General features: G+C 30.8%; 14 protein-coding genes. 6 read left to right on the top strand and 8 right to left on the bottom strand.

Annotated features, from left to right (window positions below):
* Nucleotides 1–27 precede the first annotated feature (27 nt).
* The 5 genes from ACTTAR_RS03300 to ACTTAR_RS03280 are packed head-to-tail and all read left to right on the top strand — an operon-like array spanning nucleotide 28 to nucleotide 5,759.
* Nucleotides 28–942 carry a DMT family transporter gene (locus ACTTAR_RS03300; RefSeq protein ID WP_440681778.1) on the top strand — a complete coding sequence of 305 codons (915 nt, stop codon included), beginning with the start codon at nucleotides 28–30 and terminating at the stop codon, nucleotides 940–942.
* Nucleotides 943–945: 3 nt separating this feature from the next.
* Complete coding sequence (locus tag ACTTAR_RS03295; RefSeq protein WP_440681777.1) at nucleotides 946–2,163, top strand: aminopeptidase P family protein; 1,218 nt, start codon at nucleotides 946–948, stop codon at nucleotides 2,161–2,163.
* Nucleotides 2,164–2,168: 5 nt separating this feature from the next.
* Nucleotides 2,169–3,284, top strand: coding sequence for a serine/threonine protein kinase (locus tag ACTTAR_RS03290; RefSeq protein ID WP_440681776.1), 1,116 nt, complete (start codon nucleotides 2,169–2,171; stop codon nucleotides 3,282–3,284).
* 2 nt (nucleotides 3,285–3,286) lie between these two features.
* Nucleotides 3,287–4,339: a threonine aldolase family protein gene (locus ACTTAR_RS03285; protein WP_440697685.1), complete on the top strand. Its 1,053-nt coding sequence runs from the start codon at nucleotides 3,287–3,289 to the stop codon at nucleotides 4,337–4,339.
* Nucleotides 4,340–4,388: 49 nt separating this feature from the next.
* Complete coding sequence (locus ACTTAR_RS03280; RefSeq protein ID WP_440697684.1) at nucleotides 4,389–5,759, top strand: aminotransferase; 1,371 nt, start codon at nucleotides 4,389–4,391, stop codon at nucleotides 5,757–5,759.
* Here ACTTAR_RS03280 and ACTTAR_RS03275 read toward each other — a convergent pair.
* Genes ACTTAR_RS03275 through ACTTAR_RS03255 form a run of 5 tightly spaced genes read right to left on the bottom strand, consistent with a single transcriptional unit; the run spans nucleotide 5,756 to nucleotide 10,838 of the window.
* Nucleotides 5,756–6,751: a cyclodeaminase gene (locus ACTTAR_RS03275; protein ID WP_440697683.1), complete on the bottom strand. Its 996-nt coding sequence runs from the start codon at nucleotides 6,749–6,751 to the stop codon at nucleotides 5,756–5,758. The two genes, ACTTAR_RS03280 and ACTTAR_RS03275, sit on opposite strands and share 4 nt — an antisense overlap.
* Entirely contained in the window at nucleotides 6,741–7,742 is a 1,002-nt protein-coding gene (locus ACTTAR_RS03270) for a pyridoxal-phosphate dependent enzyme (RefSeq protein ID WP_440697682.1), read from the bottom strand. Before ACTTAR_RS03270 ends, ACTTAR_RS03275 begins: the two co-directional genes overlap by 11 nt.
* A gap of 45 nt (nucleotides 7,743–7,787) precedes the next feature.
* On the bottom strand, nucleotides 7,788–8,015 hold the full coding sequence (locus tag ACTTAR_RS03265; RefSeq protein WP_440697681.1) for a hypothetical protein: 228 nt from the start codon (nucleotides 8,013–8,015) through the stop codon (nucleotides 7,788–7,790).
* A gap of 56 nt (nucleotides 8,016–8,071) precedes the next feature.
* A complete protein-coding gene (locus ACTTAR_RS03260) occupies nucleotides 8,072–10,456 on the bottom strand; it encodes a DUF3427 domain-containing protein (protein WP_440697680.1) in 2,385 nt (794 codons plus the stop codon).
* A complete protein-coding gene (locus tag ACTTAR_RS03255) occupies nucleotides 10,446–10,838 on the bottom strand; it encodes a (deoxy)nucleoside triphosphate pyrophosphohydrolase (RefSeq protein WP_440697679.1) in 393 nt (130 codons plus the stop codon). Before ACTTAR_RS03255 ends, ACTTAR_RS03260 begins: the two co-directional genes overlap by 11 nt.
* Nucleotides 10,839–11,121: 283 nt before the next feature.
* On the opposite strand from ACTTAR_RS03255, the gene ACTTAR_RS03250 reads away from it, so the two are divergent.
* A complete protein-coding gene (locus ACTTAR_RS03250) occupies nucleotides 11,122–11,592 on the top strand; it encodes a GFA family protein (RefSeq protein ID WP_440697678.1) in 471 nt (156 codons plus the stop codon).
* Here ACTTAR_RS03250 and ACTTAR_RS03245 read toward each other — a convergent pair.
* The 3 genes from ACTTAR_RS03245 to ACTTAR_RS03235 are packed head-to-tail and all read right to left on the bottom strand — an operon-like array spanning nucleotide 11,585 to nucleotide 14,495.
* On the bottom strand, nucleotides 11,585–12,412 hold the full coding sequence (locus tag ACTTAR_RS03245; RefSeq protein ID WP_440697677.1) for a phytanoyl-CoA dioxygenase family protein: 828 nt from the start codon (nucleotides 12,410–12,412) through the stop codon (nucleotides 11,585–11,587). The two genes, ACTTAR_RS03250 and ACTTAR_RS03245, sit on opposite strands and share 8 nt — an antisense overlap.
* Nucleotides 12,409–13,488, bottom strand: a complete 1,080-nt coding sequence (locus tag ACTTAR_RS03240; protein WP_440697676.1) for a Gfo/Idh/MocA family protein — start codon at nucleotides 13,486–13,488, stop codon at nucleotides 12,409–12,411. The genes ACTTAR_RS03245 and ACTTAR_RS03240 overlap by 4 nt, the downstream gene beginning before the upstream one ends.
* Entirely contained in the window at nucleotides 13,485–14,495 is a 1,011-nt protein-coding gene (locus ACTTAR_RS03235) for a Gfo/Idh/MocA family protein (RefSeq protein ID WP_440697675.1), read from the bottom strand. The genes ACTTAR_RS03240 and ACTTAR_RS03235 overlap by 4 nt, the downstream gene beginning before the upstream one ends.
* Between the last annotated feature and the right edge of the window lie 3 nt (nucleotides 14,496–14,498).

The following is a 14,498-nucleotide window of genomic DNA, read 5'->3' as shown; positions in this document are numbered from 1 at the left end:
GATCTTTTTAGAATTAGATTTCCTCAAATGCTAGAGCTTAAAAACCACAGATTAGCTATCCCAATAGTTCTTTTCGCAGGTCTATTATGGTCTTTTGGACCTTTAGTGGTTAGGTACATGGACAATCCTCAACAAGTACCTTGGCAATATATATTTGGTAGAGGCTTAACGATATTTATTTTGCTAAATCTTTATTTATTTTTTGAAGAAGGAAAAAGTTTTTATAAAAATTATTTTAAAATAGGTATTTCAGGCATAGTTGGAGGATCTGGATTGGGAATTGCTATGATTACTTTTATTTATGCAATCACAAATACTAGTGCAGCAGTTACTTTATTGTGTTTAGCTGCTATGCCTTTCTTCACAGCTTTATTAGCTTTTTTATTTTTAAAAGAGAAAATTTCAATCAGTGTTTGGATAGCAATTTTTATAGCTACCATCGGAATTGTAATAATGGCGATTGGCAATTCTGGTCAAAACTCTTTAGTGGGCTTTGTTTTTGGATTAACTTCATCAATTGGATTTTCAGTTTTTTCAGTTTCTTTGCGTTGGAGAAAAGAAACTCCTAAATTTACGACTGTTGCGTTTGCTGGTTTTTTCTGTTTCGTATTTGCATCAATTATGATCCTTAGTAAAGATCAAGTATTTTTTGCAACAAGTTATAATGGAGCTTTATTTTCTTTGCATGGAACCTTGGTTTGTTTTGGACTAATTTTATATTCCATAGGATCAAAAGCTATACCAGCTGCTGAATTAACTTTATTATCATTAACAGAAGTAGTTGGAGGCATTTTTTGGGTATGGCTTCCAATTTTAGGAATAAACGAAGTTCCCTCTACTAATACAATTATTGGTGGGTTTTTTATTTTTATGTCTTTGATTTATTATAGTTTGATCATACGATGGAATAGATGGAACAAGAGACACATAGCATTAAATTAGATTATGGAAAGACCAGATTTTTTTGAACTTAAAAATGGTGAAAAAGTAAAATTACCATTTACAGATAAAGAGTATAACGATCGAGTAAGCAAACTTAGATCAGTGATGGATAAAAATAATTTAGATATGGTTATTTTAACATCCATGCACAACGTTGCATATTATACAGGTTTTATTTATTGTTCGTTTGGTAGACCATATGGATGTGTGATTACTCAAAATAAAATTTCAACAATTTCAGCCAATATTGATGCAAGTCAACCATGGCGTAGATCGCATTGCGATAATGTTATTTATACTGATTGGAAGAGAGATAATTTTTTAAGAGCAATTGTATCAATTATTGGAAGAGATGAGCCTCCAAAAAATATTGGAATTGAAAATGATCATGTCACTTTAGATATGAGAGACAAAATTGGATCTATTTTTACTTTTTCTGTGTTTAGTGATGTTTCAAAAGATCTTATGAAACTTAGAATGATTAAGTCTGATGAAGAAATTGAGATCATTCGTAATGGCGCAAGAATTGCAGACATTGGGGGTGAAGAAATAGCTAAAAATATTAGAGAAGATAACACGGAGATCGAAGTAGCAATAGCAGCAAGAGATAGAATGGAAAGGGAGATTGTTAAAAGTTATCCGGGTGCAGAGTACATGGACACATGGGTATGGTTTCAATCGGGTATCAATACAGATGGAGCTCACAATCCAAAAACTAATAGAAAATTAGTTAAAGGAGATATTTTATCTTTAAATACTTTCCCAATGATTTCAGGTTACTACACTGCGTTGGAGCGAACTTTGTTTTTGGACCATGCAGATGATGCCTCTCTTAAAGCTTGGGAAGCAAATGTTAAAGTACACAAGCGTGGATTAGAATTAATCAAACCAGGTGTTAAATGTTCAGACATTTGTCATGAGCTAAATGAATTATTTGCCGAACTTGGTTACCTTCAGTACCGAACATTTGGTTATGGTCATTCGTTTGGTATGCTTTCACACTTTTATGGAAGAGAGGCTGGTTTAGAATTAAGAGAAGATATTGATACTGTTCTTGAGGAAAATATGGTGGTTTCTATGGAGCCAATGATCATGATCCCAGAAGGTAATCCTGGTGCTGGTGGATATAGAGAACACGATATATTAGTGATTGGTAAAGATGGAGCAGAAAATATTACAAAATTTCCTTTCGGGCCTGAGCATAATATTATAAAAAACTAATCTTTATGAGCGAGAACAAAACTATTGTTAATAGTTGGAATGAATGGGATCCGTTAAAACATGTAATTGTTGGAAGAGCGGATGGTACTTGCATACCCGCACCAGAGCCAGCATTAGATGCAAAAGTTCCTGAAGATAGTGATATGCGAGGTCAATTTGGTCCAAGAACCAAAGACACTGTCGATAAAGCAAATGAATTATTAGACAACTTTTCAAACATGCTTCAAAAAAGAGGCATTAAAGTTGATCGACCAACACCAATTGATTTTAATCAAAAGACATCAACACCTGATTGGGAAGCAGAAACTATGTTTGGTTGTATGCCCCCAAGAGATGTATTGTTAACTGTTGGTAATGAAATTTTAGAAGCAACAATGAGTTATAGATGTCGTTGGTTTGAATATCTATGTTACCGACCATTACTAAAAGATTATTACAATCAAGATCCAAATATGAGACACGAGTCTGCTCCAAAACCAAGACTAACAGATGCAGATTACAGAAAAGATTATCTATCAGATAAAATTGGTGTTCAAAAAAGATTAGAGTGGACTGAAAAAAAATATTTTGTAACTACTGAAGAAGAGCCATTGTTTGATGCAGCAGATGTATTGAGATTTGGAAAAGATTTGGTTGTTCAGCATGGATTTACAACTAATTTAAAAGGAATTGATTGGCTAAAGAGACATTATAAAGATCATAGAGTACATGCTGTAAATTTCCCAGGAGATCCATATCCTATTCACATTGATGCAACCTTTACTCCAATAAAAGAAGGTTTAATTATCAATAATCCTCAAAGAAGACTTCCTAAGGAACAAAGAAAACTTTTTGAAGACAATGGTTGGGAAATTGTTGATAGTGCTCAACCAGCACATAATGAACCACCACCATTATGTTATTCTTCAACATGGTTATCAATGAATGTATTGGTTTTAGATCCTAAAACAGTTTGTGTTGAGAAAAGTGAAATCTATCAAGCTGAGCAATTAGACAAATTAGGAATGGAAGTAGTGCCAGTAGAACTTAGAGATGCTTATGCATTTGGTGGAGGACTTCATTGTTGTACAGCAGATGTATACCGTGAGGGTGAACTAAAAGATTATTTTCCAAAACAATAGAAATGGCCAATATTAAAACTAAACGAAAGCGAGTAAAATTCGCTTCTGATAATGTTGCTGGTGCTTGTCCTGAAGTATTGGAAGCAATTATAAAAGCAAACGAAGGTGATAGTACGCCTTATGGAAATGATCCCATATCAAAAGATTTGCAAGACAAATTTTCAGAAATATTTGAAAAAGAAGTTATTGTTTTTCCAACCGCATCTGGAACAGCTGCTAATGCTTTAGCATTATCAACGATGACACCATCTTTTGGAAATATTTATTGTCATAGATTATCTCATATAAATTTAGACGAATGTGGTGCACCTGAATTTTATACAGGGGGAGGAAAACTTGTTACTTTAAATGGGATTATGGGAAAAATAACACCTGAGGAATTAGATCAATCTATAGTAGGAAAGGGGATAGTTCACCATACCCAACCATCTTCAGTAAGCATTACTCAAGTGTGTGAAACAGGAGAAGTGTATCAATTAGATGAGATTAAAAAAATTGCAGAAATTACTCATAAACACAATCTAAATTTACATATGGATGGTGCAAGATTTGCGAATGCATTAGTTTCTCTTAATGCATCTCCAGCAGAAATGACATGGAAGTCAGGGGTTGATGTATTATCTTTTGGAGCAACGAAAAACGGATGTTTTGCAGCAGAAGCAATTGTGTTTTTTAAAAAAGAGTTAGTAGGTAATACAGCTTTTTTAATGAAAAGAGCAGGACACTTGTTATCTAAAATGCGTTTTGTTTCAGCGCAATTAGATGGTTATTTAGAAAACAATGTTTGGTTAAAAAATGCAAAACATGCAAATGACATGGGGAAAAAATTAAGTGAAAGTCTAAATCAACACAAAGATATAGAATTAGTTTATCCAACAGAAGCAAACGAAGTATTTGTAAAATTTCCAAGACATATGATTGAAAATTTAAATTCAAATGGTTATGAAATGAATGATGAAGATTTTGAAGGAAAGACTGTAAGATTAGTAACTGCTTGGAATACTCAACAAAAAGATATTGATCATCTATTAGAGACCATAGAAAAAACTAATTAAAATTAATTTTTTTCTATATTTTTTGATTAATAAGGTCTAAACACAAATTATGTTAAAAAATGATCAACTTGCTGAATGGGATAGAAAAAATTTCTTTCATCCATCAACACACCTAGCACAACACGCAAGAGGAGATGCTCCTAGTAGAATTATTACCGAAGGCGAAGGGGTTTATATTATTGATCGGGATGGCAAAAAATATTTAGATGGGTTTGCTGGATTATATTGTGTGAATGTTGGTTATGGACGAAAAGAAATTTCTGAGGCAATTTCAAAGCAAGCACATCAATTGTCTTATTATCATGCATATGTAGGGCATGGTACAGAGGCATCCATTAAACTTTCAAAAATGATTTTAGATCGAGCACCCAAAAATATGTCTAAAGTTTATTTTGGTTTAAGTGGATCTGATGCAAATGAAACGAATATTAAAATTGTCTGGTATTACAATAATATTTTAGGAAGACCTAATAAGAAAAAAATTATCTCAAGATGGAGAGGGTACCATGGGTCAGGGCTTGCAACTGGATCTTTAACTGGATTAGATATATTTCATAAGAAATTTGATCTTCCAATTGATAATATCATTCATACAGAAGCCCCTTATTATTTTAGAAGAAAGAATTTAGAGCAAACTGAAGAACAATTTTCAGAACATTGCGCTGAAGAATTAAAATCTTTAATTCAAAAGGAAGGTGCTGAAAATATTGCAGCTTTTATTGCAGAACCAATGTTAGGAACAGGTGGAATTGTTCCTCCTCCAAAAGGATATTGGGAAAAAATTCAGCCTATCTTAAAGGAAAATGACATTTTAATTATCGCTGATGAGGTTGTAACTGGCTTTGGAAGATTAGGTAAAATGTTTGGTTCTGATTTTTATCAAATAGACTCAGATATTATAACAATTGCTAAAGGATTAACCTCTGCTTATGCACCATTATCTGGATCTATTTTTTCAGAAAAAATTTGGGAAGTTTTAGAAAAAGGAACAGATGAGTTTGGTCCAATTGGTCATGGCTGGACTTATTCGGCTCACCCGATTTGTGCAGCCGCAGGAGTTGCTAACTTAGAATTAATTGATCAAATGAATATTTTAGACAACGTTAATGAGGTTGGACCTTATTTTAATGCTCAATTAAAAGATAAAATTGCAGATCTTCCACATGTAGGAGAAGTTAGAAGTGAGGGTTTATTAGGAGCTATAGAATTAGTTGAAGATAAAAAAGCTCATAAATTTTTTGATCCAAGTAAAAAATTTGGACCAACACTTGCAGGACAACTATTAAGTAATGGCGTCATAGCAAGAGCAATGCCTCAAGGAGACATTTTAGGTTTAGCGCCACCACTATGTATTAATAAGTCTGAAATAGATATTTTAATTAGTTCAATTGCAAAAGTAATAGAAGAAACTAAGGCTTAATTTTCTATAATTTTTCCTATATTTTTTTCTTTAGCCAATTTATCAGTTAAAGTTGCAATAGCCGTATCTTGAACCCCAGTTCCAGTCAAATCACATAAAGTAATTTGATTTTCATCAGATCTTCCTAAATTTGGATCAACAATAATCTTACCAAGTTCAGGAAAGCTTTCATTTTCTTTAACAATATTTTCTTTTAGAGCTGTTCTTAGTTCTCCTAATTTTTTGGACTGTGAATTTCGATCTGGCACAAATAGATCTATTGATTTAAAAATATTTGGATCAATTTCATTTTTTTCAGAATTATCTGATCCCATGGCTGTAATGTGTTGACCTTGTTGTAACCAACTTTGTTTTATTAAATATTCTTTACTAGGGGTAGTCGTTATTAATATTTCATTTTCTTTAACTACTTTTTCAATATTTAATTCTACCTTACAATTTATGTTAGTATTGCTTTTGATATCTTCAGCACATTTTTCAGCTTTTAACTGATCTCGTCCCCAAACAGTAATGGTATCAAACTTTCGAACCAAGCATGCAGCTTGTGCTTGAAGTCTTGCCTGTAATCCTGATCCAATAATTCCTAAACTTTTACTATTTTTATTGGACAAATATTTTATTGATATAGCTCCTGCTGCTGCAGTTCTAATATCTGTTAAGTAACCATTGTCTAATAACAAGGATTGAACCAAACCGGTTTTAGAAGAAAACAAAACCATTAATCCATTTAAACTTGGAAGACCTAAAGATGGGTTATTAAAAAAACCAGGACTTATTTTTACAGCAAACCCATCAAAATTCTTGATATAAGCTGTTTTTACATCTACTTCACCTCGTTGATCTTTCATTTCCATTGATAGAATTGGAGGCATTTCTACCTCTCCCTTTGCGAGTGCTATAAACGCTTTTTCTATTTCAGCAATTAAATTTAAGTCAAGATGAATTAAACTTTTTATTTCCTTTTCAGATAATATAAAAATTTCATTGGACATAAGATGAACCACTAATTGTTAAGTCTCCCATTTTTATATCTTTACCTTCTATAATTTTTTTATGCAGATCAAGATCTATATTTTTACCAGTAATAATCGTCGAGGTTAAGCCATTTAAATTTTTGATTTTGTTATTCATCAATGCAGCAACCCCAACTACACAAGCTCCCTCACAGACAATATTATCTACATAATAAACTTCTTGTAGTGCTTTATAAATTTCTTGCTCACTGACCAAAATAATATCATCTAGATATTTTTGACAAAGGTTAAAACTATATTTATTCGATAAGCCAATTCCACCTTGTAACGAGTCTGCAAGGCTAATAAATTCTTTCACTAATGATGGCTCATTTTTCTTAATTGATTGATACATAGCAGCACCATTTTCCATTGATATTCCATAAACTTTTATATTAGGATTTAATTGTTTCAAAACAGCTGCAATTCCTCCAGCTAACCCACCACCTGAAAGAGGAATTAATACATTTTTAATATCTGGGTCTTGTTCAAATAATTCTAAACCAATTGTTGCTTGTCCGTTTACAACATCTAAGTCATCAAAAGGAGATATATATTTTAAACTATTAGATTTTGCTAAATTTAAACTTATTTCTTCAGCCTCATCTTGAGATGAACCTTGTATTTTAACCTCAGCGCCTAGTTTTTTAATCCCTTCAATTTTATTAGTTGGGACATTTTCAGACATACAAATTACTGCTTTTTTATTTTGTTTTTGAGCAGCATAAGCAACTCCTTTTCCATGATTACCAGTTGAACAACAAGTTACCCCTTTATATTGATCAGATAGATTTAGAACTGCATTCATGGCTCCTCTAATCTTAAAAGCACCAATTGGCTGATTTAATTCTAATTTTAATTTTAAATCTATCCCGAGTTTTTTAGATAGGTTTGAATTTATTAATTCTGTCTCATTAACAAATGAAGAAATTTTTTTTTTAGTATTTTTTACTTCTTCAATTTTTATCATTTAAAATCTTAACTTATTTTAATTGTGACTTGAATTGTAAATCAATTAATTTGGATTTTCTTTTAAAAACTCAATATACTTTATAACTTCATCAAATTGTTCATCAGGAATGTCTTTGTAACTTGCATTGAATTTGCTTTTCACACAAATAGCAACATGAGCATAGGGGTTTCTTCCTTTAGGGTGATTTGGGTGGTCAGGTAATTGCCCCACCAAATAATCGCCAGCTTCCTGAATAATTTTCCAGAGTTTACTTGCGTTTTCTTTGTTCATATTGTTCCAAAACTTGATTTATCTAAATCTGGCATAGTCTGTGGCATAGTTTACATCTAATTAGATATAAGATTAGATATTCTTAAAAATTCTTCCTTAATATCTCCTTGTAATGGTGTCTCTAATTCGAAATCTGCACTAAAAGGTTTTAAATCTTCAACTTTTTTGCCGTCTTTAACATGTTTTAAATAATCAATTGTAGATGTTCCACCACCTCCTGATAAAAAATTTATTTTTCCGCAATATACAAAATATTTCTGCAAGTAGTGTGCTTTAACAAATAAGTGAATATTATTACCATTTCTCTTATGGTTCATTATTGCTTTTCCATTTTTTTCATTTTCACTAGTACCTTTTATTGCTTCCCAGCTAAACAATTTTTCATTTTTAAAACGATCTTTATATTTTAATTTTTCATCTATATTTTCTTTTTTCTTCAATGTAACAAATATAAATTGTTCATTTGAATACCCATTGTTTTCATTATATTGGTCAAGAAGAGACCAAGGTCGTATATGACCAGCCATGTAATCCCAACTATAATTTTTATATTTTCCTTGGTTTACCAAAGAACCAACTTTTGATTTGATAAAACTTTTATGTATTTGAGAGGTTAAATTATCATCATAATTTCCTAAAACAGGTTTTACAAATTCTTCCTTTTTAATTTTTAAAGAATATTCAGTAAAAAAATCTATTGTTTCAGGATCATAAAAGACTCTGCTTTCATCAGGTATATTTAGTTTATTTTCTTTATAATTTTGAACAAATTTCCCAATTGAATTTGCATCAGTGTTAAAATCAAAAAGAGCAGCTGGTTTTTCTAAAAAACTTTTATGGTTTCCAATAAAATCTATAACATTTACAATTTTTTTACCATCTGCTTTTCTAAGACCTCTTCCAAATTGTTGTATAAAAACAATTTTTGACTCTGTTGGCCTTAGCATCATTATTGTATCTACTACAGGAATATCTACTCCTTCATTAAATAAATCGATACTAAAAATGATGTCTATTTGTCTTTCAATAAGCATTTTAATGGCTTCAGCTCTATTAGTTTCAGATTTGCTGTGAACAGAAACAGCTTTTATCCCTTTTGCCACAAAAAAATCTCTCATAAAATTACAATGTTTAATTGATGCACAAAAACCAAGTGTTCTAGTTAACTTATGTTTTTTCCAATTTTCAAAAATATAGTTTGCTCTTTTTGAAGTATTAAGATTTCTATCTAAATCTAATTCATCAAATTTTTTTCCTCTCCATGTGATTTTGGTATAATCAACGTACTTATCTATAATTCCTTGATAATTAAAGTTTGAGAGTAATTTTAAGTTAACCCCATCAATTAAATCTTTTCTATAAAGAAGGTTGCCACCACAAAATTGAAGAATATCTATATTATCTGTTCTATTTGGAGTAGCTGTTAATCCTAAAAAAAATTTTGGTTCGAAATATTCTACAAGATTTTTATAACTTTTCGCTCCAACGTGATGAAATTCATCTATAATAATATAATCAAATTCGTTTTTCTTAAATTTTTCTAATTGACTTTTTTTTCCTAAAGTTTGTATGCTTGCGAATATATACTCGTTGTTCAAATCTTTGTTTTTACCTTTGTAAAATCCATATTTTTTATTAGGTATAAAGTTTTTAAATGAATTTTTAGACTGATTTAATATCTCTTCTCTATGAGCAACAAATAGTATCTTATTTGGTTTTACTTCTGCAACATCAAGAGCTGCTAAAATAGTTTTGCCTAGTCCAGTAGCCATAACTACAAGACCTTTATTTTGACCTGACATCCTTGAATTTTTTAATACTTCTAGAGCTTCTTTTTGAACTAAGTTAGGTTCTTTGTAAGGAATAACTTTAATATCGTCTGCAATATTGCTTTCAGCTTCTTTAAAAAAATTATTATTTTCGTCATATATTTTTTCATAATCAATTATGACCTCATTACTTAATTCTAATAAGTTTGGATGAGAAAATAAATTCAACATTTTTAACTTATGTTCTTTACAAATTTTTTTATCTTTTATTTCTATATTTAATTCATGACTTAATTTAAATGCTGAAAATGACATATTGCTTGAACCTATAATACAACTAAAAAAATTTTTATTTTCATTTTCAAAATAATAACTTTTGATATGAAAGTTTTCTTTAGATGTTAAGGAGTCGAATAAGTAAATTTTTGATCCAATTGATTTTAATTCTAACAATTTTCTTAACGCTTTAGGCTCTGTACTTTTTAGATAATTACTGGTTATTATGATAATATTTTCTGGATTATCTATATTTTTTAATTTTTCTATTATTAAATCTAGTCCCTTTTCAAAAATAAAAGAAACAACAATTATAATTTTTTCTGATTGATTAATGTTTTCAATTATTATTTCATCTAATTCATAGTTAGGAATGTCTATTAGTTTATAATCCATGTTTAATTAAGTAGTTATTAATTGGAATGTCAGCAGGTGCAAAATCATATTTTTCAATATCTTCAATCTTTATCCAATCAATTTTATCATGATCTTTCAAATTAAAATTACCAGAAAAATTCTCAACAAGATATGCCCTTAAGTTTATATTTATATTCTCATATTCATAAAATGATTCTGTCAAATATTTTGAAATTTCAGTATCAATACTAAATTCTTCTTTTAACTCTCTTTTAAGCGCAGCTATTTCATCCTCGTATTTTTCTAGTTTTCCTCCTGGATACTCCCATTTTAATTCAAGATGTTTACCTTTTTTTCGCCTTGCAATGAGAATTTTATCTTTTTGCTTAATTACAGCCGCAACAACTTTTAAATATTTCATAACAATCATCACTATATAATTTAAGACAAAAATTATAAGTTTGATTTATCTAAATCTGGCATAGTCTGTGGCATAGTTTTTTGGTTAAATTGATGAGTCTTTATACGAACTTTTTTAAATCAATTTTAAATTATTCAAGTAACTAGTGTGAAGTAGTGTGAGGTAGTGTGAAGTAGGTTGTCCCACTAGCACCCCAAATAATCGCCAGCTTCCTGAATAATTTTCCAGAGTTTACTTGCGTTTTCTTTGTTCATATTATTTTAAAATATTATAGTCTTTAATTATGTCAGATAAAGAAATTCATCAAGGTGGCTGTGCCTGTGGAGAAAATAGATATGAAACATCTGGTAATCCAGAACGAGCTAGAGTTTGTCACTGTAGATATTGCCAACTAAGATCAGGTAGTCCTTTTGGTGTTGGGGCTTGGTTTAAAGAAGAAAATGTAAAACACCATTCACAAAATTATAATCAATATAAATTTGTAACAGAGAGTGGAAATACTTTTGAAACAAATTTTTGTAAAAAATGTGGAACCAGTGTTTATTGGACCATATCAGCACCTGCTTTAAAAGGTTTAACAGCTATTGCAGCTGCAACATTTGATCCACCAAGTTTTTGGTTTGGGGTATCAGGTGAGATTTTTACAAGATCAAAAGCACCTTATATTGATATTAAATGTGAAGAACAATTTGAAACATCACCTACTTATAATCCAACTAAACAGGATGAAGATAGGTTTGATGGATCTAAATAGAATCATTTTCCCACAATAAAGGAAAATACTCTTCATCTAATAAATCACTATTTTCTTTTTTATATTTTTTATAAGTTTTAGCTGTTCCACCTTCATTTGTCGGATGAAACTTAGCATTACTTGGAACACAATGAGAAACGATTGCTCTTCGGTTATTGCTTGAAGTATTTATTCCTGATCCATGCCAGGTAAAGCCATGGTGAAACGAAACTCCACCAGCTGGCACTTCTACATAAGCAACTTCTATTTGTTTATTATTTTTTTCAGCAAAAATATTTAATTCTTTTTTATAATCTTCTGGAGAGTGAAATTCTCCCTTAGGTGGTTGAATACCCCATTTATGAGAGCCTTTTATATATTCTAAGGTTCCAGTTTCTTTTGATGTATCATCTAGTGATATCCAACAAGTCATCATTGTTTGTGGAATAAGCCAATCATCATAAGCAGCATCCTGATGAAATCCTAAGGTTTTTCCTCCAGGTGGTTTCCATAAAACATTATCCTGAACTAATCTTGCACCTTGCCAGTTCATTAAACAAGAACACACTTCACCAATTATTTTATGACAAACTACTTTTTTTATTAAATGATCTGCTTTCCAAGCATTACAGATTTGACGAGTAACATCCTCAGGATCTTTACCAAATTTCCAGTTCCACTCATCTGGCTCAATTCCTGTTTCAAAATTACCTTTAAATAAAGGCTCAAATTTATTTCTAAGATCTTCAATATAATTTAAATCTAAAAAGTTATCTAAAATCAGAAAACCATTATTATTAAACTCTTCAATTAAACTCTCATTGAGCTCAAAGTTTATCATGAATTATTTGGTAACCACGAATGATAAAGTGGATTATCTTTATCTATTGGAAGTTTAATGTTTTTATTTTGTCTGGAAGAATCGTAGACAGCAGTAACAAACTCTAAGGATTTTCTAGCATCTGATAATGTTACTTCATCAGTAGTAGATCCATCTAATTTATTTGCAATTTCATCAAACATACCTGCATACCAAGATTTTGGTTCTTCTACTTTTTCCAACACTTCATCAATTTGAGCTTGAGTAACTGGTGATCTTGGTAAGAAATACCACTCATCATCAGCTGGACTGTATGGTTTATCTGGGGATGCTCCAGATTCAGCTGTTAATCCTTCAAAACAAAATCGAAGTCTGCTTGTATCGTTTGCAGCACCAAGTGTAATTGAGCTTGTAACCAAAGTTCCATTTTTCATTTCAATTGATAAAGCTGCACAATCCTCAACTTCAATATCATTTACTCTAGTTGATAATTTAGCAAATACATTTGAAACAGGACCTAAGATCATACTGACTAAGTCATGAATGTGTATCGAATGACTTAATATAGCTCCACCTTGTTCACCTTCCCAAGTTCCTCTCCATGGTTTTGAATAATAATCTTTTCCTCTATTCCAATGAGTTTCTAAAGAAGCAACCAATGGTTTTCCAGTTAAACCAGATTTCATTAGTGCTTTTAACTTTGAAAATCCTAGACCATATCGATATTGGAAAACTGGAAATATGATTTTACCTGTTTCTTTACTTATCTTTTCTAATTCATCGACTTCTTTAAGACTTGATACTAATGGCTTTTCACAAATTACATGCTTTCCAGCTTCCATAGCTTTTTTACAAGCTGAAAAATGTAAGTGGGGTGGAAGACATATATCAATGATATCTATTTCTTTTACTTTTAGCACTTCATCAAAGTTTAGTGATAACTTTGTTTCAGTGTCACTTGATAAAATATTGTCAATTGCTTCTCTTGTAAGACCACACAATGTGTGAACATTAAATCTTTCTTTAACTTTTTGAAAATCTTCATAGTGCTTAGCACCTATGTTTGTTCCAATAATTGCTACTTGATATTTGCTCATTTTGTTTCAGCTTTTAATTGTGCTTTTATTGCAAGTTCCATTGAAAGATAAGATAATTCCTGTGGGCAAGCAGTTTCAGTTCTATTGATTACATCATTAATTAAATTTCTAAAGTAGGGAAGCTTAACATTAGAGCAATCGATGTATTTAACTTCTTTATTATTAGCTAAATATAAATGATTTCCTTTTTCAGATTTCGCTAAATCTGTATATTTCCTTATCTCTATATAACCTTTATCCCCAAGGATTAATAATCTTCCATCTCCCCATGTTGGAAGTGCATCTGGAGTAAACCAATCTAATCTAACGTAACCGTGTCCACCATTACCAGTTAGATTAACCTCTCCAAAATCTTGAAAACCAGGCTTTTCAGTCTTTGTAGTGTTTTCTACAAGAGCATGATTAATTTTTGCTTCATTTGAATTTGTAAATACTAAAAATTGGTGAATTTGATGTGAGCCTATATCAGTAATTATTCCACCATAACTTTCTCGATCATAAAACCAATCAGGTCTTTCATAGTTACCTTGTCTATGAGGACCAGTACCAATTGTTTGCTTTACTTTACCAATTTTTCCTTCGTTAACTAATTCTTCAGCTTTAGCAACAGCTGCAACATGAAATCTCTCTGAAAAATTAACTGACCATATTTTACCAGTTTCTTTTACCGTTTGTTTAAGCTCTTTCAATTGATCTAAGGTAGTGCAACCAGGTTTATCGACCATCACATCTTTTCCAGCTTTTAAAGCATCTATTGAATTATAAGCTCTATCTTTTGGAACTGAAGATATTAAAATCAAATCAATAGATGGATCATTTAATATTTCTTCCTTATTTCTTTTTCTTTTAATGTTTGGGTATTTTGAATTAAACTCTTTCAAGGTTAATGCATCACCCTCTGTCCAAAAATGATCACACGTACATCCTTCTTTTAACATTTCATCCAACATGTCAAAGATATGACCATGATCGATACCTATAACTCCTAATTTTAAATTATTTTTCATTTG

It is taken from the genome of Candidatus Pelagibacter sp. HIMB1709 (assembly GCF_052047635.1).
Taxonomy (GTDB): domain Bacteria; phylum Pseudomonadota; class Alphaproteobacteria; order Pelagibacterales; family Pelagibacteraceae; genus Pelagibacter.
The sequence above is the reverse complement of the archived record's forward strand: the minus strand, read 5'-3'. Positions and strand labels throughout refer to the sequence as shown.